22 protein-coding genes and 1 other RNA gene are annotated in these 23766 nt (G+C 64.9%); 10 read left to right on the top strand and 13 right to left on the bottom strand.

Annotated features, from left to right (window positions below; all coding sequences use genetic code 11):
• Positions 1–97: 97 nt before the first annotated feature.
• Positions 98–2962: an aminomethyl-transferring glycine dehydrogenase gene (gcvP, locus tag LGQ10_RS20540; protein ID WP_226523030.1), complete on the bottom strand. Its 2865-nt coding sequence runs from the start codon at positions 2960–2962 to the stop codon at positions 98–100.
• 190 nt (positions 2963–3152) lie between these two features.
• Here gcvP and LGQ10_RS20535 point away from each other — a divergent pair, with 190 nt between their 5' ends.
• Positions 3153–4292, top strand: a complete 1140-nt coding sequence (locus LGQ10_RS20535) for a DegT/DnrJ/EryC1/StrS family aminotransferase (protein ID WP_226523029.1) — start codon at positions 3153–3155, stop codon at positions 4290–4292.
• Positions 4293–4334: 42 nt separating this feature from the next.
• On the opposite strand, the gene gcvH is transcribed toward LGQ10_RS20535, so the two are convergent.
• The 9 genes from gcvH to LGQ10_RS20490 all read right to left on the bottom strand — a co-directional run bounded on the left by gcvH (position 4335) and on the right by LGQ10_RS20490 (position 13855).
• Complete coding sequence (gcvH, locus tag LGQ10_RS20530) at positions 4335–4718, bottom strand: glycine cleavage system protein GcvH (protein ID WP_058437543.1); 384 nt, start codon at positions 4716–4718, stop codon at positions 4335–4337.
• A gap of 53 nt (positions 4719–4771) precedes the next feature.
• Positions 4772–5854, bottom strand: a complete 1083-nt coding sequence (gcvT, locus tag LGQ10_RS20525) for a glycine cleavage system aminomethyltransferase GcvT (protein WP_226523028.1) — start codon at positions 5852–5854, stop codon at positions 4772–4774.
• A gap of 154 nt (positions 5855–6008) precedes the next feature.
• The gene (locus LGQ10_RS20520; protein ID WP_226523027.1) at positions 6009–7625 is read right to left on the bottom strand and encodes an ABC transporter permease; all 1617 of its coding nucleotides are present in this window, start codon (positions 7623–7625) and stop codon (positions 6009–6011) included.
• A gap of 241 nt (positions 7626–7866) precedes the next feature.
• On the bottom strand, positions 7867–8868 hold the full coding sequence (locus LGQ10_RS20515) for an extracellular solute-binding protein (protein ID WP_226523026.1): 1002 nt from the start codon (positions 8866–8868) through the stop codon (positions 7867–7869).
• A gap of 178 nt (positions 8869–9046) precedes the next feature.
• Positions 9047–10267, bottom strand: coding sequence for a 2-octaprenyl-3-methyl-6-methoxy-1,4-benzoquinol hydroxylase (locus tag LGQ10_RS20510; RefSeq protein ID WP_226526168.1), 1221 nt, complete (start codon positions 10265–10267; stop codon positions 9047–9049).
• A gap of 9 nt (positions 10268–10276) precedes the next feature.
• Positions 10277–10762: a DUF4442 domain-containing protein gene (locus LGQ10_RS20505; RefSeq protein ID WP_226523025.1), complete on the bottom strand. Its 486-nt coding sequence runs from the start codon at positions 10760–10762 to the stop codon at positions 10277–10279.
• Complete coding sequence (gene ubiH / locus LGQ10_RS20500) at positions 10755–11942, bottom strand: 2-octaprenyl-6-methoxyphenyl hydroxylase (protein ID WP_226523024.1); 1188 nt, start codon at positions 11940–11942, stop codon at positions 10755–10757. The genes LGQ10_RS20505 and ubiH overlap by 8 nt, the downstream gene beginning before the upstream one ends.
• Positions 11939–13273 (bottom strand): Xaa-Pro aminopeptidase, encoded by a 1335-nt coding sequence (pepP, locus tag LGQ10_RS20495; RefSeq protein WP_058438373.1) that lies wholly within the window; start codon positions 13271–13273, stop codon positions 11939–11941. The genes ubiH and pepP overlap by 4 nt, the downstream gene beginning before the upstream one ends.
• A gap of 24 nt (positions 13274–13297) precedes the next feature.
• Positions 13298–13855, bottom strand: coding sequence for a YecA family protein (locus LGQ10_RS20490; RefSeq protein WP_226523023.1), 558 nt, complete (start codon positions 13853–13855; stop codon positions 13298–13300).
• A gap of 216 nt (positions 13856–14071) precedes the next feature.
• Here LGQ10_RS20490 and LGQ10_RS20485 point away from each other — a divergent pair, with 216 nt between their 5' ends.
• The 4 genes from LGQ10_RS20485 (at position 14072) to LGQ10_RS20470 (ending at position 15495) form a co-directional block, all read left to right on the top strand.
• Entirely contained in the window at positions 14072–14281 is a 210-nt protein-coding gene (locus tag LGQ10_RS20485) for a TIGR02449 family protein (protein ID WP_011064144.1), read from the top strand.
• Positions 14278–14601 (top strand): cell division protein ZapA, encoded by a 324-nt coding sequence (locus LGQ10_RS20480; protein ID WP_016962902.1) that lies wholly within the window; start codon positions 14278–14280, stop codon positions 14599–14601. Before LGQ10_RS20485 ends, LGQ10_RS20480 begins: the two co-directional genes overlap by 4 nt.
• A 23-nt stretch (positions 14602–14624) precedes the next feature.
• Positions 14625–14803: non-coding RNA, 6S RNA (gene ssrS, locus LGQ10_RS20475), on the top strand.
• 86 nt (positions 14804–14889) lie between these two features.
• The gene (locus tag LGQ10_RS20470; RefSeq protein ID WP_226523022.1) at positions 14890–15495 is read left to right on the top strand and encodes a 5-formyltetrahydrofolate cyclo-ligase; all 606 of its coding nucleotides are present in this window, start codon (positions 14890–14892) and stop codon (positions 15493–15495) included.
• Between the two features lie 33 nt (positions 15496–15528).
• On the opposite strand, the gene LGQ10_RS20465 is transcribed toward LGQ10_RS20470, so the two are convergent.
• Positions 15529–15678 (bottom strand): hypothetical protein, encoded by a 150-nt coding sequence (locus LGQ10_RS20465; protein WP_226523021.1) that lies wholly within the window; start codon positions 15676–15678, stop codon positions 15529–15531.
• A gap of 197 nt (positions 15679–15875) precedes the next feature.
• On the opposite strand from LGQ10_RS20465, the gene LGQ10_RS20460 reads away from it, so the two are divergent.
• The 4 genes from LGQ10_RS20460 to LGQ10_RS20445 all read left to right on the top strand — a co-directional run bounded on the left by LGQ10_RS20460 (position 15876) and on the right by LGQ10_RS20445 (position 21302).
• Complete coding sequence (locus tag LGQ10_RS20460) at positions 15876–16325, top strand: EVE domain-containing protein (RefSeq protein WP_226523020.1); 450 nt, start codon at positions 15876–15878, stop codon at positions 16323–16325.
• Positions 16326–16501: 176 nt separating this feature from the next.
• Positions 16502–17467, top strand: coding sequence for an HlyD family secretion protein (locus tag LGQ10_RS20455; protein ID WP_058436544.1), 966 nt, complete (start codon positions 16502–16504; stop codon positions 17465–17467).
• On the top strand, positions 17464–20184 hold the full coding sequence (gene rbbA / locus LGQ10_RS20450) for a ribosome-associated ATPase/putative transporter RbbA (RefSeq protein WP_226523019.1): 2721 nt from the start codon (positions 17464–17466) through the stop codon (positions 20182–20184). The genes LGQ10_RS20455 and rbbA overlap by 4 nt, the downstream gene beginning before the upstream one ends.
• The gene (locus tag LGQ10_RS20445) at positions 20184–21302 is read left to right on the top strand and encodes an ABC transporter permease (protein ID WP_226523018.1); all 1119 of its coding nucleotides are present in this window, start codon (positions 20184–20186) and stop codon (positions 21300–21302) included. Before rbbA ends, LGQ10_RS20445 begins: the two co-directional genes overlap by 1 nt.
• 152 nt (positions 21303–21454) lie before the next feature.
• On the opposite strand, the gene LGQ10_RS20440 is transcribed toward LGQ10_RS20445, so the two are convergent.
• Positions 21455–21862 carry a flagellar basal body-associated protein FliL gene (locus LGQ10_RS20440; protein WP_226523017.1) on the bottom strand — a complete coding sequence of 136 codons (408 nt, stop codon included), beginning with the start codon at positions 21860–21862 and terminating at the stop codon, positions 21455–21457.
• 157 nt (positions 21863–22019) lie between these two features.
• On the opposite strand from LGQ10_RS20440, the gene LGQ10_RS20435 reads away from it, so the two are divergent.
• A complete protein-coding gene (locus tag LGQ10_RS20435; protein ID WP_226523016.1) occupies positions 22020–22997 on the top strand; it encodes an NADPH:quinone oxidoreductase family protein in 978 nt (325 codons plus the stop codon).
• A 19-nt stretch (positions 22998–23016) separates the two neighbouring features.
• Here the strand turns inward: LGQ10_RS20435 and LGQ10_RS20430 are convergent, their stop codons facing one another.
• On the bottom strand, positions 23017–23658 hold the full coding sequence (locus LGQ10_RS20430; RefSeq protein ID WP_226523015.1) for a gamma-glutamylcyclotransferase: 642 nt from the start codon (positions 23656–23658) through the stop codon (positions 23017–23019).
• Between the last annotated feature and the right edge of the window lie 108 nt (positions 23659–23766).

Below are 23766 nucleotides of genomic sequence, written 5' to 3'. Positions count from 1 at the left end.
TGCACACCGCAGTGCCCATCACCGCTGCCGCTGTTGCCGGTGATCATCCACGAGCTGCAACTGGACGCTCAGGGCACCGCCCAGCCTGGTTACCGAGTCAGCGATAGGCCTCCAACGGCACGCAGGCGCAGAAGAGGTTGCGATCGCCGTAGACATTGTCCACCCGGTTCACCGCAGGCCAGTATTTGTGAGCCCGGACATGAGCACTGGGCAGTACCGCCTGCGCAATGCTGTAGCCGCGCTCCCACACTCCAGTGATATCCGCCAGGGTATGGGGCGCCCCCTTGAGCGGGTTGTCCTCGGCCGGCCAGCGGCCCTCCTGGACCTGGGCGATCTCGGCGCGAATGCTCAGCATGGCCTCGACAAACCGATCCAGCTCGGCCTTGGATTCGCTCTCCGTGGGCTCGACCATCAAGGTGCCCGGCACCGGGAACGACATGGTCGGCGCATGGAAGCCGTAGTCCATCAGGCGCTTGGCCACATCCTCCTCGGTAATGCCGGTCAGGGCCTTCAGCGGCCGCAAGTCGAGGATGCATTCATGGGCCACCCGGCCGTTACGGCCGCTGTAGAGCACCGGGAAAGCGCCGCTGAGCTGGGTGGCCAGGTAGTTGGCGGCGAGGATCGCCACCTCGCTGGCATCCGCCAGTTGTGGCCCCATCATGGCGATGTACATCCAGCTGATGGGCAGGATGCTCGCACTGCCCCAAGGCGCGGCGCTGACCGCGTCGTTACCTGGCAGCGGCCCCTCGATCGGCACCACCGGATGGTTGGCGACAAAGGGCGCCAGGTGCGCGCGCACGCCGATCGGCCCCATGCCCGGGCCGCCTCCGCCATGGGGAATGCAGAAGGTCTTGTGCAGGTTCATGTGCGAGACGTCGGCGCCGATGTCCGCGGGCCGGGCCAGCCCCACCTGGGCATTGAGGTTGGCACCATCCATGTAGACCTGGCCGCCATGACGGTGAATGACGTCGCAGATCTGGCGGATGCCCTCTTCGTAGACGCCATGGGTCGAGGGGTAGGTCGCCATCAGGCATGACAGCTTGTCACCGGCCTCGCGGGCCTTGGCCTCCAGGTCTTCGAGGTCGACGTTGCCGGCCTCGTCGCATTCGACGATCACCACCTGCATCCCCGCCATCTGCGCCGAAGCCGGATTGGTGCCATGGGCCGAGGCCGGGATCAGGCAGAGGTGCCGTTGCCCTTGCTGGCGGCTCTCGTGATAGCGCCGAATCGCCAGGAGCCCGGCATATTCGCCCTGGGCACCGGAATTGGGCTGCATGCAGATGGCATCGAAACCGGTGATCGCGCACAGCCAGCGCTCCAGCTCGTCGATCATCAGGCCATAGCCGATGGCCTGGTCCCGGGGGGCGAAGGGATGCAGGTTGGCGAACTCCGGCCAGGTGATGGGGATCATCTCGCTACTGGCGTTGAGCTTCATGGTGCAAGAGCCCAGGGGAATCATCGACTGGTTGAGCGCCAGGTCCTTGTTCTCCAGTTGCTTGAGGTAGCGCAGCATCCGGGTTTCGCTGTGATGGGCACTGAACACCGGGTGGCCCAGCACCGGGCTGCGGCGCAGCAACTCGCCGGGCAACCCGGATACCAGCTCCTCGGCATCCAGAGCGGCCACATCCAGGCCATGGTCGGCGCCCAGGAACACATCCAGCAACCGGGCGACGGTGTTCTCATCGCAGGTCTCATCGAGGCTCAGGCCCAGCCGGCCACGGCCGAGAATCCGCAGGTTGATTCGTTGCGCCTTGGCGCTCTCGATGATCGCGGTCTGGCTACCGCCCACCTCCAGGGTCAGGGTGTCGAAGAAGTGCCGGTTGACCCGCACGATGCCATGGCGCTCCAGCCCCGTAGCGAGGATGCAGGTCAGCCGGTGCACGCGCTGGGCAATGCGCTTGAGGCCCTGCGGGCCGTGATAAACCGCGTAGAAAGCGGCGATGTTGGCCAGCAGCACCTGGGCGGTGCAGATGTTGGAGTTGGCCTTCTCGCGGCGGATATGCTGCTCGCGGGTCTGCAGGGCCATGCGCAGCGCCACCTGGCCCCGGGCATCGCGGGAGACGCCGATGATGCGCCCGGGCATCGCCCGCTTGTATTCGTCGCGGCAGGCGAAGAACGCCGCGTGAGGCCCGCCATAACCCATGGGCACGCCAAAGCGCTGGGACGAACCCAGCACCACGTCCGCGCCCAGCTCGCCGGGCGCAGTGAGCACCAGCAGGCTGAGCAGATCGGTGGCGACACAGGCCAGGGCCTGCCGCGCATGCAGCTGGTCGATCAGCGGCCGCAGGTCACGGATCTCGCCGTGGGTATCCGGGTACTGCAGCAAGGCACCGAAGACCTCATGCTCGGACAGCTGGTCGACGCTATCGACCACCAGCTCGAAACCGAAACCCTCGGCCCGGGTGCGCACCACCGACACGGTCTGGGGATGGCAATGCTCATCGACGAAGAAACGATTGCTCCCGGACTTGGCCACGCGCTTGGCCAGGGCCATGGCTTCGGCCGCAGCGGTGGCTTCGTCCAGCAGCGAGGCATTGGCCAGGTCGAGGCCGGTGAGGTCGATGGTCATCTGCTGGAAGTTCAGCAGGGCCTCGAGCCGGCCCTGGGCGATCTCCGGTTGGTAGGGGGTGTAGGCGGTGTACCAGCCAGGGTTCTCCAGCACGTTGCGCACGATCACATTGGGTGTGCGGGTACCGTGATAACCCATGCCGATCAGGCTGGTCCAGACTTCGTTCTGCGTGGCGTAACCCTTGAGTCGCGCCAGGGCCGCCATTTCGTCAAGAGCCGGGGGCAGGTCCAGGGCCCGGTTGAAGCGAATGGCCGGTGGCACCGTCTGTTCGATCAGCTCGGCCCGGCTGCCCAGCCCAAGGCTGGCCAGCATGGCCTGCTGTTCCTCGGCATCGGGTCCCAGGTGCCGGTCGAGAAATGCATTGGGCTCACGTAGCTGGGTCAGGGATGGCATGACAGGCTCTCTCCGATGAACGGTGCTCAACGTCGATGCGACAGGGTGCCAAGCAGCATAGCAGTCGATTTTGCTGGCCGGCGCCCTGGCGTCCCGGAGCATTCGGGACCATCATGCTGGGCGTCGGCGCGCCTGCCCGGCGCACCTCAACCCACGCTTCCTGCGTCCGCTTATCGGGTGTCCCATCGTCATGAGCCAACTGCCTTTCCTGCCGTTCTCCAAACCCACCATCGATGAACCCACCATCGCCGCCGTCGGCGAGGTGTTGCGTTCGGGATGGATCACCAGCGGGCCCAAGGTCCAGGCCTTCGAAACCCAGCTCTCGGGGTTCTTCGGCGGGCGCACCGTGCGCACCTTCAACTCCGGCACCTGCACCATGGAGATCGCCCTGCGCATTGCCGGCATCGGCCCGGGCGACGAGGTGATCACTACGCCGATCTCCTGGGTTGCCACCGCCAACGTGATCCTGGAGGTGGGCGCCACACCGGTATTCGCCGACATCGACCCGGTGACCCGCAACATCGACCTGGACCAGGTCGAGGCCGCCATCACCCCCCGTACCCGGGCCATCATCCCGGTGTACCTGGCCGGCCTGCCGGTGGACATGGACCGCCTGTACGCCCTGGCTCGCAAGCATGGCCTGCGGGTGGTGGAAGATGCCGCCCAGGCCCTGGGCTCGAGCTGGAACGGCCAGCGCATCGGTGCCGGCGGCGATTTCGTGTCCTTCAGCTTCCAGGCCAACAAGAACGTCACCTGTTCCGAAGGTGGCTGCCTGGTCCTCAATACCCCCGAGGAAGTGCGCCTGGCCGAGAAGTACCGCCTGCAAGGGGTGACCCGCAACGGCCACGACGGCCTGGACGTGGACGTGCTGGGTGGCAAGTTCAACATGACCGACGTCGCTGCGGCCATCGGCCTCGGGCAGTTCGCCCATATCGAGGCGATCACTGCCCATCGCCGCGAGCTGGCCCGGCATTACTTCGAGTGCTTTGGCAGCGATTTCCAGGAGCGCTACGGCGCCCAGCTGCCGCCTGCGGACTTCCACAACAGCAACTGGCACCTGTTCCAGCTGGTGCTGCCGGAACGCCAGGACGGCCAGCCGGCCCGCGCCACGTTCATGGAGCAGATGCAGCAACGCGGCATTGGCATCGGCTATCACTATCCGCCGATACACCTGCTGAGCCTGTACCGCGAGCGCGGCTTCAAGGAAGGGATGTTCCCGATAGCGGAACGGGTGGGTCGCCTGATCGTTTCGCTGCCGATGTTCACGGCAATGGACAAGAACGATGTGGAACGCGCGGTAGCCGCGGTGAAAGACGTGTTGCAGAGGTAGCAGGCTCGCAGCCGGCCTGGTTCCAGGCCGGCTGCACAAGCCTTACTCGCCGATGGCGGCCTTGTAGCCGGCGGCGTCCAGGAGCTTGTCCAGATCAGCCGGATTGGCGGGCTTGAGCTTGAAGATCCAGGCGTCGTACGGCTCGCTGTTGAGCAGCTCCGGGCTGGAGCTCAGCTCTTCGTTGACGGCGATCACTTCGCCAGCCACTGGGGCATAGATATCGGAAGCGGCCTTCACCGACTCCACCACACCGGCCTGGTCCCCTGCGCCGAACACGTTGCCCACTTCGGTCAGCTCGACGAACACCACGTCGCCCAGGGCTTGCTGGGCATGGTCGCTAATACCCACGGTCACGCTGCCGTCGGCTTCCAGACGGGCCCATTCGTGACTTTCGGCAAAACGCAGGTGGGCAGGGATATCGCTCATGTTCTGTGTCCTCAAGAAGAAATGAACAGCGGCGCAATGCCGGCTGCAAAATGTTAGATCAAGGTTTTGCCATGGCGCACGAAGGTCGGCTTGACTACCCGCACCGGGTACCACTTGCCGCGGATTTCCACTTCGGCCCGATCGCCAGTGGCCATCGGCACCCGCGCCAGGGCAATCGACTTACTCAGCGTAGGGGAGAAACTACCACTGGTGATCTCTCCTTCGCCAACATCAGCGATACGAACCACCTGATGTGCACGTAGAACCCCACGCTCTTCGAGCACCAGGCCCACCAGCTTGTGCTGTACCCCGGTCGTGCGTTCGGCCTGCAGGGCGGTGCGCCCGACGAACTGGCGCGACGCCGGCTCCCAGGCAATGCTCCAGGCCATGTTCGCCGCCAGGGGCGACACGTCCTGGTGGATGTCCTGGCCATAGAGGTTCATGCCGGCTTCCAGGCGCAGGGTGTCCCGGGCGCCCAGTCCGATCGGCGAGATGCCTGCGCCTACCAGGTCGTTGAAGAAAGCCGGAGCCTGCTCGGCGGGCAGCACGATCTCCAGGCCGTCTTCACCGGTGTAGCCGGTGCGGGCGATGAACCAGTCACCGTCGACACGACCCTCGAAGGGCTTGAGCTGCTGGATCTGGGTGGCCTTTGACTGGCTGACCAGCGCGGCGATCCGCTGCCGCGCCTGGGGGCCCTGGATCGCCAGCATGGCCAGTTCCGGACGCTCGAGCAGGCGTACCTGGAAGGCCCCGACCTGCGCACGCATCCAGTCCAGATCCTGCTCGCGGGTAGCGGCGTTGACCACCAGGCGATAGCTGTCCTCAAGACGGTAGACGATCATGTCGTCGACGATGCCGCCCTGCTCATTGAGCATGGCGCTGTACAAGGCCTGGCCGGGGTTGTGCAGACGCTCGACATCATTGGCCAGCAGGTGCTGGAGCCAGGCCTTGGCCTGGGGGCCGTCGACATCGATCACGGTCATGTGGGATACATCGAAAACTCCGCAATCACGTCGCACCTGATGGTGCTCCTCGACTTGCGAACCGTAATGCAAGGGCATGTCCCAACCGCCAAAATCGACCATTTTCGCGCCGAGGGCGAGATGCAGGTCATACAGAGGCGTACGCTGTCCCATGGGTTTCTCCTTCCGGGCTTGGCGAGGGTGCGGGCTGGCGCTGCAAGGGTGAGAGCCTTGAAACACAAGGCTTACAGCCGGTTTCAGCGTCCCGGCCAAACAACAGACCGCACCGAATGCCGCGCATTGTAGCCGCAAGGTGCCGGGCTGGCACCTAACCGATTCGATGGGCCGAGCGCCGGATGAGGCCGATCACCGGCAGCAGTCCCACCAGCACCAGGGTCAGGGCCGGCAGCGAGGCGCGTGCCCACTCCCCTTCGCTGGTCATTTCAAAGATCCGCACCGCCAGGGTGTCCCAGCCGAACGGGCGCATGAGCAGGGTGGCGGGCATTTCCTTGAGCACATCGACGAACACCAGCAGGGCGGCGCTCAAGGTCCCGGGCAGCAATAACGGCAGATACACTTTGAAAAACAGTCGCGGTCCCCCGACCCCCAAGCTGCGGGCGGCTTCGGGCAACGACGGGCGAATTCGCTCCAGGCTGGTTTCCAGCGGCCCGTAGGCCACGGCGATGAAGCGCACCAGATAGGCCAGCAGCAGGGCTGATAGGCTGCCCAACAGCAGGGGTTTGCCGGCCCCGCCCAACCAGCCGGACAGCGGAATCACCAACTCGCGATCCAGGTAGCTGAAAGCCAGCATGATCGACACCGCCAGCACCGAGCCTGGCAAGGCATAACCCAGGTTGGCTAGGCTGACGCCCGCACGAATACCCCGAGTCGGCGCCAGGCGCCGGGCGAACGCCAGCAGCAGGGCCACGCTGACCGTGATCAGGGCGGCCATGCCACCCAGGTACAAGGTGTGGACGATCAGGCCGGCATAACGCTCGTCCAGGTCGAAGCGGCCACGTTGCCAGAACCACGCCAGCAGCTGCAGCAGCGGGATCACGAAGGCACAGGCGAACACCAGCAGGCACCAGCCGCTGGCCGCCAGGGCCTTGAGCCCGCGCAGTTGATAAAGGGCCTTGCCCCGGGGCCGCTCGTTGCCCGTGCGACTGGCGCCCCGGGCGCGGCGCTCGCCGTACAGCACCAGCATCACCGCCAGCAGCAACAGGCTGGCCAACTGGGCAGCACTGGAGAGGCTGAAGAAGCCATACCAGGTCTTGTAGATCGCCGTGGTGAAGGTGTCGAAGTTGAACACCGCCACTGCACCGAAATCCGCCAGGGTCTCCATCAGCGCCAGGGCCACCCCGGCACCGATGGCCGGGCGCGCCATGGGCAAGGCCACGCGCCAGAACGCCTGCCAGGGCGACTGCCCAAGCACTCGCGCGGCCTCCATCAAGCCCTTGCCCTGGGCCAGGAACGCATTGCGCGCCAACAGGTAGACATAGGGATAGAACACCAGCACCAGTACCAGGATCACCCCGCCGGTGGAGCGCACCCTGGGCAATCGCAGGCCACTGCCGAACCATTCGCGCAGCAGGCTCTGCACCGGCCCGGAAAAGTCCAGCAGGCCGACGAAGACAAACGCCAGCACATAGGCCGGGATCGCGAACGGCAGCATCAGCGCCCAGTCCAGCCAGCGCCGGCCGGGAAACTCGCAGAGGCTGGTGAGCCAGGCCAGGCTCACGCCCAGCAGAGTGACCCCGACACCGACGCCGAACACCAGGGTCAGGGTGTTGCCCAGCAGACGTGGCATCTGCGTGTCCCACAGGTGGGACCAGATCTGCTGGTCCACCGCCTGCCAGGACAACAGCAGCACGCTCAGCGGCAGCAGCACCAGGGCCGCGACGGCAAAGACCAGGGGATACCAGCGACGTTGGGCGGGATGGGCCACGGCGTACTCTCGGGCAGATTGAACAGACAAAAATACTTGCGCAAAACACGCGTGGCGAGGGCGCTTGCTCCCGCTGGCGGCTTAGCCGCCCCAAGGGCTGCAAACCCGCTCCGAAAGCTGCATCACGAAATCAGGGTTTGCCACCGCTGTGCGGTGGAACGCGAGCAAGCTCCCTCGCTACAAAAGGCCCGGGCGCGAAACAAAACGCCCCGCCAGGGCGGGGCGCAGTATAACGGCCGGCTCAGTTCCAGCCAGCGCGGTCCATCAGGCGAATCGCCTCGGCCTGGCGCTTGCCGGCGATTTCCACCGGCAGGGTATCGGCCACGAACTTGCCCCAGCTGGCCACTTCCGCAGACGGCGCCACCGCCGGGTTGGCCGGGAACTCCTGGTTGACGTCGGCGAAGATCTTCTGCGCTTCAGGCGTGGTCATCCATTCCACCAGCGCCTTGGCCGCTTCCGGGTGCGGCGCGTGCTTGGTCAGGCCGATGCCCGACAGGTTGACGTGTACCCCGCGATCGCCCTGGTTCGGCCAGAACAGCTTCACCGCCAGGTTCGGCTTCTGCTTGTGCAGGCGGCCATAGTAGTAGGTGTTGACGATGCCCACGTCGCACTGGCCGGCGTTGATCGCATCCAGCACGGCAATGTCGTCGGAGAACACATCGGTGGACAGGTTGTTGACCCAGCCCTTGAGGATCTCCTCGGTCTTGTCCGCGCCGTGGGTCTCGATCAGCGTGGCGGTCAGCGACTGGTTGTAGACCTTTTTCGCCGTGCGCAGGCACAGACGGCCTTCCCACTGCTTGTCCGCCAGGGCTTCATAAGTGGTCAACTCGCCCGGCTTGACCCGGTCGGTGGAGTAGGCCAGCGTCCGCGCCCGCAGGCTCAGGCCGGTCCAGGCATGGCTGGAGGAGCGGTACTGGAGGGGAATGTTGCTGTCGATGACCTTGGACGTGAATGGCTGCAGGATGCCCATCTGCTCGGCCTGCCAGAGGTTGCCGGCATCCACGGTCAGCAGCAGGTCGGCGGTGGCGTTCTCGCCCTCGGCCTTGATGCGCTGCATCAGCGGCGCTTCCTTGTCGGTGATGAACTTGATCTTCACCCCGGTCTTCTGGGTGTAGGCATCGAACACTGGCTTGATCAGCTCGTCGATACGGGAGGAGTAGACCACCACTTCGTCGGCCGCATGGGCGATGCCGCCGATGAGGGTGAGGGCCAGGGCGGTCAGTAGACGCTTCGGTGCCAACATGGGAGCAGTCTCTCGTATGCAAAGTGAGGCGAAATGATAAGGACTCCCATTTGTCAGCTCAACCGAACCCGGAACCGAGGAGTAACCAGATGTTGCGCAGTTGAGCCGTTGCGAACCCGCAGCGGCCGGCGTCCGGCAACTCCCGCCTGCAACCGGCAAGAGCCACCGTGAGCCCCGGTCACTCGGCCCGGGCCAGCTCCGGCAGGTCACCACTGAGCCCCAGCGCCTGGCGCACGAACAGGGCCTTGGCCTCGGGCATCTGGTCGACCATCTTCAGGCCGGTGTTGCGCAGCCAGCGCAGCGGCAACGGATCGGCCTGGAACAACCGCTCGAACCCCTCCATCGCCGCCATCAGCGCCAGGTTGTGAGGCATGCGCTTGCGCTCGAAACGGCTCAGCACCTTGACCTCGGCCAGGCGTTCGCCACGACCGGCGGCTTCCAGCAGCACCTGGGCCAGTACCGCGGCATCGAGGAACCCCAGGTTGACCCCCTGCCCCGCCAGCGGATGGATGGTATGGGCTGCATCGCCGATCAGGGCCAGGCCCTCGGCCACGTAGCGCTTGGCATGGCGCTGGCGCAGCGGTACGCAGAGTCGTGGGTCGGCGCTCAGCACCTGGCCCAGCCGACCCTCGAAAGCCCGCTCCAGCTCGGCGCAGAAGCTTGCGTCGTCCAGGGCCATCAGGCGCTCGGCCTCGGCGGGCGTGGTGGACCAGACGATGGAGCACCAGTCGTGCTGCCCATCCCTTACCAGGGGCAGGAAGGCCAGCGGGCCGGTGTCGGTGAACCGCTGCCAGGCCGTCAACCGGTGGGGCTGGCTGCAGCGCACGCTGGTGACGATGGCATGGTGCAGGTAATCCCACTCGCGGGTGGCACACCCGGTGAGGCGGCGCACGGCCGAGTTGGCACCATCGGCCGCCACCACGAGGGGCGCCCGCAGCGTCCGACCATCGGCCAGGGTCAGCAACCAGTCATCACCGGAGCGCCGCATCTGCTCCAGCCGCGCATTGGCCAGCAAACCGACGTCGCACTCATGCAGCCGTTCGAGCAAGGCATCCTGGACCACCCGGTTCTCGACGATGTGCCCCAGCACCTGGGCATGGACGCTGGCCGCCGAGAAGTGGATCTGGCCCGTGCCGCTGCCATCCCAGACCTGCATGTCGCAATAGGGGCTGCTGCGCCGGCGAGCGATGCCGTCCCAGGCGCCAAGGCGCTGCAGGATCCGCTGGCTGGCCGCCGACAGGGCACTGACCCGCGGTTCGAAGGGCGCCTGGTCATCGAAAGGCTTGACACTCAGGGAGCCGCCATCGAGCAGCAGCACCTCCAGGCCGTTGCCCTGCAACGCCAGGGCCAGGGCACTGCCGACCATGCCGGCTCCGACAATCAGCACATCTGCGCGCATTTCCATGCTTTAGGCCTGTCTCGCTTGCGGCTTGAGCCGCACATAAAGGGTTTTGTCGACCCGCGCCACCAGGGTGCCGGAGCCGTCGTGAATCTCGACCTGCAGCTGTGGCAGGTACTTTTGCCCGGCAGCGGTGTGCAGGCGGATCTGGTCGATCAGGGCCTGGTCGATGCTGAACCGGGCAAACACCGGGCCCTTGCCCGGAGCGATGAAATCGATGGCCGCGGCCTTGTCCCAGACGATGTACTCACGCCCCAGGTTCTCCATCAGCATCAGCATGAAGAACGGGTCCACCATCGAGTACAGGCTGCCGCCAAACTGGGTGCCGACATAATTGCGGTTGTACCAGCCCAGGCCCATGCAGGCCTGGACTTCACGGAAGTCCGCGCTGATGTGGCGAATCCGCACGCCGGCTCCCAGGTAGGGCGGGTACAGGTTCAACCCCCAGCGCAGCAGGCGTGCCTTGCCGACACGCCGGGCCAACCAGTCACGCATCGGGACGGGTACCCAGGCCCATGGCCTGGCGAGCGAACCAGCGCTTGGCTGGTGGCAACAGGTCGAGCCCGAGCAGCCCGAGGTTGCGCCCCACCGACAGCAACGGCAGCTTGCTGGCGAACAACCGCGTGACCTGGTCGGAGAAACCCACGGTCAATTCCTGGTCCAGGCGCTGGCGCTCGCGATAGGCCTGCAGCACGGCGAAGTCGCCCGGTGCACGCTCGCTGCCCAGGAGGGCGTCCGCCAGGGCCTGGGCATCGCGCAACGACAGGTTGAAACCCTGGCCGGCGATCGGATGCAAGCTATGGGCAGCGTTGCCCAGTACGGCCAGGTGCGGGCGCACCTGCTCCTCGGCCTCCACCAGGGACAGGGGGTACAGATGCCGGGCGCCCACCTGCTTGAGGGTGCCCAGGCGATAACCGAACACGCCCTGCAATTCACTGAGGAAACTGCGCTCGTCCAGTTCGGCCAGGCGCTGGGCGTCCATGCCCTGGCGGGTCCAGACCAGCGCACAGCGGTTTTCCGGCAATGGCAGCAAGGCCATCGGCCCATCGTCGGTGAAACGTTCGAAGGCCATGCCTGCATGGGCTTCGCTGGGGGTGATATTGGCGATCAGCGCGCTCTGGTCATAGGGCCGGTGCCTGACCCCGATGCCCAACTGCTCGCGCAAGCCGGAACGGCCGCCATCGGCGAGCACCGCAAGATCGCACTCCAGGGTGGTCTCGTCATTCAGGGTCAGGCGGTAGCCGCCTTCCAGGGGCTCCAGGCGAGTGACCTCGGCCGGGCAGCGCCAACTGATCACGTCCTTGTCCAGCGCCTGCCACAGGCATTGGCCGAGCCAGGCGTTTTCCACGACGTAGCCCAGGGCCGGAACGCCCTCCTCCATCGCCGACAGGCGCGCAGTGGAGAAGCGGCCACGGTCCGAAACGTGAATCTGCTTGATCGGCTCGGCACGCCGGGAAATCGCCTGCCACAGGCCCAGGCGCTGGTAGATCTGCCGCGCCCCGAAGGACAGGGCCGAGGAACGCGCGTCATAGCTGGGCTGGAAGCTGTCGCCAGGGGCGAACGGCTCGACCAGCACGATCTTCCAGCCCCGCGCCTTGGCCCCGTCCTGCAGGGCCAGGGCCAGGCTGGCACCGACCAGGCCGCCACCGATGATGGCCAGATTGGCGCGACTCATGATGCCTGGGCCCGGGCAGCGGCCATCAGCGCCTCGATCTCGGCGACGCTCTTGGGCACGCCACCTGTCAGAATTTCACAGCCCTGCTTGGTCACCACCACGTCGTCCTCGATGCGCACGCCAATACCGCGCCACTTCTTCGCTACTTGCTGGTTGTCCGGGGAAATGTAGATACCCGGCTCCACGGTCAGCGCCATGCCGACCTCCAACACCCGCCACTCGCCGCCGACCTTGTATTCGCCGACATCGTGTACATCCATGCCCAGCCAGTGCCCGGCACGGTGCATGTAAAACGCCTTGTAGGCCTCACTGGCGATCAGGTCGTCGACCTCACCTTCCAGCAGCCCCAGCTTCACCAGCCCCGTGGCGATCACCCGAACCGTCGCCTCGTGAGCCTGGTTCCAGTGCTTGTCCGGGGCGATCTCGGCAAAGGCGGCTTCCTGGGCGGCCAGCACCAACTCGTAGATTGCCTTCTGCTCCGGTGAAAACCGACCGTTGACCGGCCAGGTACGGGTGATGTCGCTGGCATAGCAGTCGATCTCGCAACCGGCATCGATCAGCACCAGGTCACCGTCCTTGAGCACGGCGTCGTTCTGCTGGTAGTGCAGGATGCAGCTGTTGCGGCCCGCCGCGACGATGGAGCCGTAGGCGGGCATCTTCGCCCCACCCTTGCGGAACTCGTAGTCCAGTTCGGCTTCCAGGCTGTATTCGTGCAGGCCGGCACGGCTGGCCTGCATTGCCCGAATATGCGCCTGGGCGGAAATCCGCGCGGCTTCGCGCATCACCTTCACTTCCGCCGCCGATTTATACAGGCGCATGTCGTGCAGCAGATGATCCAGGGCAACGAATTCGTTCGGCGGCTGGGCCCCCAGGTGCGCCTTGGAACGGATCACGTTGATCCAGTCCATCAGGTGCCGATCGAACTCGGGATTGCTGCCCATGGCCGAATAGACCCGATCACGCCCCTCGATCAGGCCGGGGAGAATGTCGTCGATATCGGTAATGGGAAAGGCGTCGTCCGCGCCATAGTCGCGGATCGCGCCCTCCTGGCCGGCCCGCAGGCCGTCCCAGAGTTCGCGCTCGGCATTACGCTCGCGGCAGAACAGCACGTACTCGCCATGCTCCCGGCCCGGCATCAGCACGAGCACGGCCTGGGGCTCGGGGAAGCCGCTGAGGTACTGGAAGTCGCTGTCCTGGCGGTAGACGTGCTCCACGTCGCGATTGCGAATGGCCACTGCCGCCGCCGGCAGGATCGCGATGCTGTTGGGCTCCATCTGCGCCATGAGCGCCTTGCGGCGCCGGCTGTATTCCGCTTTCGGGATATGAATCATGGGCAGGCCCGGGTCCCTGTCAGATCAGTGCAGAGAAGGCTTGGCAGCCGGTGCAGCAGCCTTGTTGGTTTCGGTGAACAACAGCAGGGGAGCGACCCGCAGGTATTCCATCACTTCCATGTAGTCGCTTTCACCGTCGTCGGATTCTTCCAGCGCGTCCTGGACCTGGGCAATGGCCGCAAGGTCCTGCAACACTTCCGTAGCCTCGGCGCTCAGCGCGCTGCTGTCACGGGAGTTGAGGCCGAAACCGGCGAGAAAACCCTGGCACCACTGGCCCAGGGCGGCAGCGCGTTCGGTCAGTGGGGCGTCGTCGCTGGGCAGCAGCAGGACCACGGTCATGTCGTCGCTGGTGAGCTCGCCCTTGACCATTTCCTGCAGGCCAATCAAGGCGTTACGCACGTTTTCTTGGGGTTCGCCCTCGAGCAGCTCGGTGGCATCCACCAGCCAGCCGTCGACTTCGAAGCCGGCGCCGGCGCAACTGCGCCCGAGCAACAGACCGTGCAGTTCGGCAGGGGAAACAGGGTGACCGCTGCTGCTGAGCAGGGTGGCGAAGGCGTTATAAGGGGAGTTCTGAATGGGCATGGGCAGCTAGGCGCCAAGCGGCGCAATGTCTAGAATGAAGGCCTTGTATCGTAGGGCGTGTCATCATTCATTGCCAGCGTCGCGTTGTGCTTTGCGCGCCCTTACCGCAGTCCGCAGGGCCTTGGGCGACAGACAGTCTGCCGACCGGGGCAGCGCCGCATGCACCGGGGCTGTACAACCAGTTGCCACTCATCAGATCAAACTCAGTGGGACACAATGGAAGACACCGACCTGCACGCACTGATGGCCAGACTCGAACTGCTTATTACCCGGGTCGAGCAACTAAAAAGTCAAAACGCACTCTTATTAGCTCAGGAAAAGACCTGGCGCGAGGAACGCGCGCACCTCATTGAAAAAAACGAAATCGCCCGGCGTAAGGTCGAATCGATGATTTCGCGCCTCAAGGCCCTGGAGCAAGACTCATGAGTTCAAGCAATAGCGTTACCGTGCAGATCCTGGACAAGGAATACTCGATCATCTGCCCCCAGGAAGAACGCAGCAATCTGGTGAGCGCTGCCCGTTACCTGGACGGCAAGATGCGCGAGATTCGCAGCAGCGGCAAAGTCATCGGCGCCGACCGCATCGCTGTCATGGCCGCCCTGAATATCACCCACGACCTGCTGCATCGCCAGGAACGCCCGGATGTGCAGGCCAGCGCAACCACTCGCGAACAGGTGCGCGACCTGCTGGAGCGAGTCGATCTAGTCCTGGCCACCGATTCGGACGCAAGCAAGGCTGATTCCTGAACGAGCTTGCGGTATACTCCCGCCACTCCCTGGGGTGCTTGCCAGTTGGCGATGTCCCTGAGCCGATTCGCACTACCCTGGAAGTTGCACGTTGGGCTGGTGTGCATGTCCGCTAGACGGAAAGCCTTAAAGCCTGCTGCATCTTCCGCCTTGAACTTTCGGGTTCAAGGGCTAAGTCGACAGCGGTTCGCCTGGGGAGCCTGAATCATCGATCAATGCCAGTTATCCATGCTGGCATTGGTTTTTCCGGGTAGGCTGTCCTGCCATCCCGACTTCCAAAGCTCCTCCATGACCGAACCTGCGCCGCCTTCCCGCCCGCAACTTCGACGCATGCTGCGTAAAGCCCGGCGTTCCCTGACACCCGCTCAGCAGCGTCAGGCTGCCCTTGGCCTGTATCGACAGCTGGCACAGGATCCGGTCTTCCGCCGTGCACGACACCTGTCGCTGTACCTGCCCACCGACGGCGAAATCGACCCTCGCCTGCTGCTGCGCGCCGCCCAGCGCCGGGGCAAGGCTACCTACCTGCCGGTCCTCAGCGCCTGGCCACGGACCAAGATGGTTTTCCAACGCATCCGCCCGGGCGAAAAGCTGCAGCCCAATCGCTTTCGTATCCTCGAACCCAGGATCGACGCCGCCCGCCAGCGCAAGGTCTGGACCCTGGACCTGGTGCTGCTTCCTTTGGTGGGGTTCGACGAAGAAGGAGGACGGCTGGGGATGGGTGGCGGTTTCTATGACCGCAGCCTGGCCTATCTTGCGCGCCGCCAGAGCTGGCGCAAGCCGAAGCTGTTGGGGTTGGCCCACGAGTGTCAGAAGGTAGGAAAGCTGGATCAAGCCAGCTGGGACGTGCCGTTGCACGGCACGGTGACCGATCGGGGATGGTATGGCGCCCGATAGACACCGCGATGGATTAGCGGCGTCCGGCGCAGGTCAGCGCTTGAAGGGTTGCGGCTGCTGTTGTGCGATCTCGACGGGAGCATCGGCCTTGCTGGCCCACAAGCTCTGCGCATAACCGGTGGTCACAACGCCCAAACCGAACAAAATAACCAAAATCCATAGCAAATCCGGTTGGCGTTTCATCGATTGCCCCTCCTCGGGCAAATCACACACGCTGGCTGCGACGGTCTCCATAACAAGCCGTGCAATAGCGTCAAGCTTAAAATCCCGGCATTTTGCGGTAACGTGAACCGACACGCAAATGCTGGCGTCAACCGACCGTCGGTTTGTCATAAAATTGCCAGATCACCCGCTCACTCACCTTGTCGGAGGGCAAGAACATGGCCTATTGGCTGATGAAATCCGAACCGGACGAGCTCTCCATCGAGGGTTTGCAGGCACTGGGGCAGGCTCGCTGGGACGGCGTGCGCAACTACCAGGCACGCAACTTCCTGCGGGCCATGGCCGAGGGCGACGAGTTCTTTTTCTACCATTCCAGTTGCCCCGAGCCGGGCATCGCCGGGATCGGCCGGATCATCAAGACTGCCTACCCCGACCCCACGGCGCTGGAGCCGGACAGTGTCTACTTCGACCCCAAGGCCAGCGCCGAGAAGAACGCCTGGAGCGCCATCGACGTGGCCCATGTGCAGACCTTCGGCAAGGTCCTGCGCCTGGACTATCTCAAGCAGCAGGCCGCCCTCGCTGAAATGCCCCTGGTGCAAAAAGGCAGTCGCCTGTCGGTGATGCCTGTGACCGCCGAGCAGTGGGCCGCGGTACTCGCCCTGCATTGACTGCTGCGGACCATGGCCATGCAAGCCATGGCACCGTTGCCGGTTTTCTGTCGCCCCCCTCATGCAGCCTGCCAGCATTAGGGTTAGGCTAGCGCCCTTTACATTTGACGAGCATCAAGCCGCCCGGGCCCCGGGCTCGTCAAACTAGGACGCTATAGCCGCAGGACGCAGAACACATGTCGACGAATCGCCGTTCCTCTCGCCTTTTCGCTGTATCCCTCTTGATTCTGTTGCTCGCCGCCGGTGGTTTCGGCTACTGGAAGTCTCTCCAGGACCGCCTGCCCGAAGGCTTGAGCATGGGCAACGGCCGCCTCGAAGCCACCGAGGTGCAGATTGCCAGCAAGATTCCCGGGCGCCTGGCCGAGGTACGGGTGCACGAAGGCGACAAGGTGATCCAGGGCCAGTTGCTGGCGCGCATGGATACCCGGACCCTGGAGGCCCAGCGCAGCCAGGCCGAGGCCGAAGTGGTGCGGGCCCGGGAAAACCTCTCCGCCGCCGAGGCCAATGTGCAACTGCGGCAAAGCGAACTGCTGCTGGCCAACCAGGAGCTCAAGCGCTCCCAGGAACTGTTCCGCCGCGGCTTCGCCAGCCAGCAGATCATCGACCAGCAGCAAGCCCGCTTGAGCACTGGCAACGCAGCGGTACTGGCGGCCCAGGCCCAGGTCGCCGCGGTCAAGGCCGCGATCGGTGCTGCCCAGGCCCAGGTGGCCCAGCTCACCAGCGAAATCGACGACAGCAGCCTGCGGGCCCCCATCGACGGCATCATCCAACTGCGCCTGGCCGAACCTGGCGAAGTGCTGGGCGCCGGTGGCCGGGTACTGCTGCTGATCGATCTCAACGACCAGTACATGAACCTCTACCTGCCAGCCTCCGTCACCGGTCGCCTGACCGTCGGCGACGAAGCGCGGCTCCTGCTCGACGGCCTGCCCAACCAGCCATTGCCGGCGAAGATCAGCTTCGTCGCGGCCAAGTCCCAGTTCACCCCCAAGGAAGTGGAGACCCGAGACGAACGCCAGAAACTGGTGTTCCGGGTCAAGGTGCGCCTGACCCAACCTGCCGCCGTGCCCCAAGCCAAGCCGGGCATGCCCGGCGCCGGTTATGTGCGCACTGCCCCCGTGGACTGGCCGGCTAACCTGAAATGAGCGGCCTGGCGCTGCAAGCGACCGGCATCGGCCACCGCTACGGCTCCCAGCAAGCGCTGGTCGATATCACCTTCAGCCTGCCGGCCGGCACCCGCTGTGGCCTGATCGGCCCCGACGGGGCCGGCAAGTCGAGCCTCCTGGGGCTGATCGCCGGGGTCAAGAAACTCCAGCAGGGCGAACTCCAGGTGCTCGGTGGCGCCATCTCCCAGCGCCGTCACCGCAGCAGCCTCTACCCGCGCATTGCCTTCATGCCCCAGGGCCTGGGCGGCAACCTGTACCCCGAGTTGTCCATCAGCGAGAACATCCGCTTCTTCGCCACCTTGTTCGGGCTGTCGGCCAAGGAATGCGAGCAGCGCATGCACAGCCTGCTGCTGGCCACCGATCTGTTGCGTTTTGCCGAGCGGCCGGCCGGCAAGCTGTCGGGAGGCATGAAACAGAAGCTCGGCCTGTGCTGCGCGCTGATCCACGAGCCGGACCTGCTGATCCTCGATGAACCCACCACCGGCGTCGACCCGCTCTCGCGCCGGCGCTTCTGGGAACTGGTGGAAGACGTGCGCCGGCAGCGCCCACAACTGACGCTGCTGGTGGCCACGGCCTACATGGAGGAAGCCGAGCAGTTCGAGCATTGCCTGATGCTCGATCGCGGCCGGTTGATCGCCCAGGGCCTGAGCCAGGAACTGGCCAGGGTTACCGTCAGCGGCAAGCTGGACGATGCCTTTACCCATTTCCAGGGCGACGGCGGCCAGGACACTCAGCCCCTGGTGATCCCGCCCCGTTCTGGCGACAACCAGGACATCGCCATCGAAGCCCATGAGCTGACCCTGCGTTTCGGCGACTTCACCGCCGTGAACAAGGTCAGCTTCGCCATCGGCCGCGGGGAGATCTTCGGTTTCCTGGGTTCCAACGGCTGCGGCAAGACCACCACCATGAAGGTCCTCACCGGCCTGATGCCGGCCACCGAGGGCAGTGCCAAGCTGCTGGGCAACCCGGTCAATGCCAAGGACCTGGCCACCCGCAAGCGGGTCGGCTTCATGTCCCAGAGCTTCTCGCTGTACGGCGAACTCAGCGTGCGCCAGAACCTGGAGCTGCATGCCCGCCTCTTCGATCTGCCCAAGGACCAGAGCGGCCCGCGCATCGAGGAACTGATCCAGCGCTTCGACCTGGGCGAGATCGCCGAGCAGCAGTCCGGCGCCCTGCCCCTGGGTTTGCGCCAGCGCCTGTCGCTGGCGGTGGCGGTGCTGCACCGCCCGGAAGTGCTGATCCTCGACGAGCCCACGTCCGGAGTCGACCCGGCAGCCCGCGACGATTTCTGGCGCCTGCTGATCGAGCTGTCCCGGGAACAGGGCGTGACCATCTTCCTGTCCACCCACTTCATGAACGAGGCCCAGCGTTGCGACCGCATCTCCCTGATGCACGCGGGCAAGGTGCTGGCCTGCGATACCCCGGCCGCGTTGCAGCAGCAGTTCGCCGGCGACACCCTGGAGGCGGCGTTCGTCCGCTGCCTGGAGGAGGCCCAGGGAGCGCCGGACAGCCCCGCCCCGGCGTCGGAACCGGCCGCCACACCCGCGACCATCGCCCCCGTGCGCAAGGGCCTGAGCCTGGCGCGGTTGCTGGCCGTGGCGACCCGTGAAGGCAAGGAGCTGTTGCGCGACCGCGTGCGCCTGGGGTTTGCCCTGCTCGGTGCGGTCTTCATGATGGTGATCTTCGGCTACGGCATTTCCCTGGACGTGGAGAAGCTCGCCTTCGCCGTCTACGACCAGGACCAGACGCCACAGAGCCGCGCCTACCTGGAGGCCTTTCGCAGTTCGCGCTACTTCGAGGAAAAACCGGCAATCGGCAACTCCGCCGACCTGCATCGACGCCTGCAACGCTCGGAGATCAAGCTGGCCCTGGAAATTCCGCCAGGTTTCGGCCGCGACCTGTACGCTGGCCGCCAGCCCACCGTCGCTGCCTGGCTCGACGGCGGCATGCCGTTTCGCGCGGAAACCAGCCGCAACTACGTGGAAGCGGTGCACCAGGCCAACCTGGAACTGCTGGCGGAATACAGCAGCTTGCCTCGCCATTCACCCCCTGCGGCCAAGCTGGAAACCCGTTTCCGCTACAACCAGGACGTGGTCAGCGTGAACGCCATCGGGCCCGGCGTCATGGCGCTGATCCTGGCGTTCATCCCGGCCATGCTCACCGCCCTGGGCATCGTCCGCGAGAAGGAACTGGGCTCGATCACCAACTTCTATGCCACACCCCTGACCCGTCTTGAGTTCCTCCTGGGCAAGCAGGCGCCGTACCTGGCGGTCAGCCTGATCAATCTGGGATTGCTGGTGGCCATGAACCGCTGGCTGTTCGGCGTGCCCTTCAAGGGCAGCGGCCTGACCCTGCTGCTGGGCGGCGTGCTGTACGTGCTGGCCACCACCAGCATGGGGCTGCTGATCTCGGCCTTCACCCGCACCCAGATCGCGGCGATCCTGGGCACCATGATCATCACCAGCCTGCCGACCATCCAGTTCTCCGGGCTGATCGTGCCGCGCTCGTCCCTGGACGGTTCGGCGGCGGTCATGGGCCAGTTGTTCCCCGCCGGCTATTTCCTCGACATCGCGGTCGGTACCTTCACCAAGGCCCTGGACGTGCGTGAGCTCTGGCCACAGTGCCTGGCCCTGGTGGGGTTCTTCCTGGGCTTCACCGGGCTGAGCCTGGTCATGTTGAAAAAGCAGGAGGTCTGATGAACCGGTTTGCCCACATCCTGCGCCTGGGTCTCAAGGAACTCACCAGCCTGCGCCATGACAGCGTGCTGCTGTTGTTCCTGATGTACGCCTTCACCGTGGCCATCTACTTGCCCGCCGCCGGTTCGGTGATCGGCGTGCACAACGCCAGCGTGGCCCTGGTGGACGAGGACCACAGTGCCCTGTCGCGGCTGCTGTCCGAATCCCTGCAGCCTCCTGAGTTCCAGGCGCCAGTGGCGCTACCCTACGACCGACTCGACGCGGTCATGGACAACGGCCAGTACACCTTCGTGATCAACGTCCCGGCCAACTTCCAGAGCGACCTGCTGGCCGGGCGCCAGCCAGCGGTACAGGTCAACGTCGATGCCACCGCCATGAGCCAGGCGTTCATGGGGGCCGGCTACATTGGCCGGATCTTCCAGCGCGAGCTGCTCAACTACGCCGGACAGGGGGACGCGGCAGCCAGGTCCCCGGCCCTGCTGACCCCTCGCGCATTGTTCAACACCAACCTGCAAGGCGGGTGGTTCCTCGCGGTGATCCAGATCGTCAACAACATCACCATCCTGGCCATCGTCCTCACCGGCACCGCGCTGCTGCGCGAGCGCGAGCACGGCACCCTTGACCATCTGCTGGTGCTGCCACTCACGGCCCTGGAAATCATGCTGGCAAAGATCTGGAGCAACATGCTGGTAGTGGTGCTCTGCACCTGGGTGTCGCTGGAGGTGATCGTCAAGGGCTTGCTGGGGGTACCACTGGCGGGTTCGCTGGGGCTGTTCCTGATGGTCACCGCGCTGTATCTGTTCGCCAGCACTGCCCTGGGCATCTTCCTCGCCACCCTGGCCCGCTCGACCCCGCAGTTCGGCCTGCTGGCGATTCCGGTGATCATCCCGATGCTGCTGTTGTCCGGCGGCAGCACACCGCTGGACAGCATGCCGCAGTGGCTGCAATGGGTGATGCAGGGCTCGCCCTCGACACACTTCGTCAGCCTCAGCGCGGCGATCCTGTTCCGGGATGCGGGGGTGAGCGTGGTCTGGCCTGATCTGCTGGCCCTGGCGACGATCGGCCTGGTGTTCTTTGCCATCGCCCTGGCGCGCTTTCGCAAGAGCCTGGCGTCCTGAGGTTGCCTCGGGACGCCGACATGCAGGAGCGGGGCCTGGCACACTCAAAACCTGTAGGAGCGAAGCTTGCTCGCGATCAGCCGTAAGGCTGGAATTTGGCTGGGATCGCGATATCGCTGTCGCGGGCAAGCCTCGCCCCTACGGATCCAGCATTACTGGATGATCAGGTTGTTGAACAGCAAGTCTTCGACCACCGGCTTGCCGGTCTCGTCGTTCATCACCTGCTGTACCTGTTTGAGGGCTTCCTGGCGCAGCTTTTCCTTGGCTTCGACATTGTTCATGGTCTCGGCAGTCTGCTGGGCGAACAGGGCCACCAGCTGATTGCGGATCAGCGGCTCGTTGGCCTTGACCGCCTGGGCCGACGCATCACCAGTCACCCGCAAGGCCACATCGGCCTTGTAGACCTTGAGCTTGGGGCCGCCATCCAGGCCATAGTTGCCCACGAAGGGTGGGTTCAGGCTGATGTAGCTGACTTTCGGCGCTTCGCCTTCTTTGGCTTCTTCGGCCATCGCTGCCACAGGCAGGGAGAGGGCCAGCAGCAACATGATCCACGCTTTCACAATTCGCTCCTTATCCGGTTTGCGGCCTAGCATAAAGGTCCGCCCGCCTGAGCCCAAGCACAAGCTTATGGCTGACTATCAGGACCGGGCATGCTCGTTGACCGCCTGATTCACACTCCTACACTTATCGGCCACCACTCCCAAAGGAATAGCCCTGATGAAAGCCGTGCTGTGCAAAGCCTTCGGCCCCGCCGAAACGCTGGTGCTGGAAGAGGTCGCAAGCCCTGTGCCGAAGAAGAACGAAATCCTGCTGGAGGTACATGCCGCGGGTGTCAACTTCCCGGACACCCTGATCATCGAGGGCAAGTACCAGTTCAAGCCGCCGTTCCCCTTCTCCCCGGGCGGCGAAGCGGCCGGCGTGGTCAGCGCGGTGGGCGAAAAGGTCAGCCACCTCAAGGCCGGTGATCGGGTCATGGCCCTGACGGGCTGGGGCAGCTTCGCCGAACAGGTGGCCGTGCCCGGCTACAACGTACTGCCGATTCCCGCCGCCATGGACTTCAACACGGCCGCCGCCTTAAGCATGACCTACGGCACCTCGATGCACGCCCTCAAGCAGCGCGGCAACCTGAAGCCCGGTGAAACCCTGCTGGTGCTCGGCGCCTCGGGCGGGGTCGGGCTGGCCGCCGTGGAAATCGGCAAGGCCATGGGCGCACGGGTGATCGCTGCCGCCAGCAGCGCCGAGAAACTCGCGGTAGCCAAGGCCGCCGGCGCCGACGAACTGGTGAACTACAGCGAAAGCAACCTCAAGGACGAGATCAAGCGCCTGACCGATGGCAATGGCGCCGACGTGATCTACGACCCGGTGGGCGGCGACCTGTTCGACCAGGCCATCCGCTCCATCGCCTGGAACGGCCGCCTGCTGGTGGTGGGTTTTGCCAGTGGACGCATCCCCGAACTGCCGGTGAACCTGGCCCTGCTCAAGGGCGCTGCGGTAGTGGGGGTGTTCTGGGGCTCCTTCGCCCAGCGCCAGCCACAGGACAATGCAGCAAACTTCCAGCAACTGTTCGCCTGGCACGCCGAGGGCAAGCTCAAGCCGCTGGTGTCCCAGGTCTACCCACTGGCCGAAGCGGCCCGCGCCATCGACGACCTGGGCCAGCGCAAGGCCGTGGGCAAGGTCGTGGTGCAGGTGCGTTGAACCGCCAGGACAGCCGTCCTCAGCAAGCCCTGCAGCGCTTGAGCCGCGCCTCGAGGTTGCGATCCGGCATGGCGTGGCTGCGCAGCGCCTGGACGGTCTGCTCGACGTAGTCGCGGGTGGTGCCATACCGCCCGCAGGCGCTTTCGAACACCTGGCTCAGCACATGATCCGGCAGGTTGCCGGCGTAGCTGGGCAGGTGGCGTTCCAGTACGAATCCCAGCGCCTGAACCTGATTGCCGTCTTCGAGACGGCAGTTGAGCCAGTGCGGACGGTAGGAAGGAAAGGGCATTTCCCGCTGCCACAGGGCGTACAGCGATTCTTCCAGGCGCTCCTGTGGCAACCGATAGGCGAAGCCACTGCAGGAACCGCCACGGTCCAGGCCAAATACCAGGCCCGGTCGCTCGGGCGTTCCTCGATGTTCGTGGGACCACAGATAGAGGCCGCGATGGTAGCCATGCACCCGTCCGCGTACGCGCTCGACCGCCGAACACTCCGGACGCCAGATCAACGAACCGTAGGCGAACAACCAGACCGGCCCGCCCTTGTGTCGGTCCATGGTGGAGTGCATGGAGCTGCGAAGCTGTTCGTGGGTGAGCTGCGGCCCAAGATCGAGCCGTGGAGGGTAAGCCAGATTCAGATAAGCGGATTCAAGGGCTGTCATGGCAAATAGCGTTCGGCTCCCCGCGCAAAAGAAGTTACTTAATAGAACGCCTGGCAGTAACGACAAGACACATGACTTTCAAGGCAAGTTAAATGAAGGCAACTAGCA

It is taken from the genome of Pseudomonas sp. L5B5 (genome assembly GCF_020520285.1).
Taxonomy (GTDB): Bacteria; Pseudomonadota; Gammaproteobacteria; order Pseudomonadales; family Pseudomonadaceae; genus Aquipseudomonas.
The sequence above is the reverse complement of the archived record's forward strand: the minus strand, read 5'-3'. Positions and strand labels throughout refer to the sequence as shown.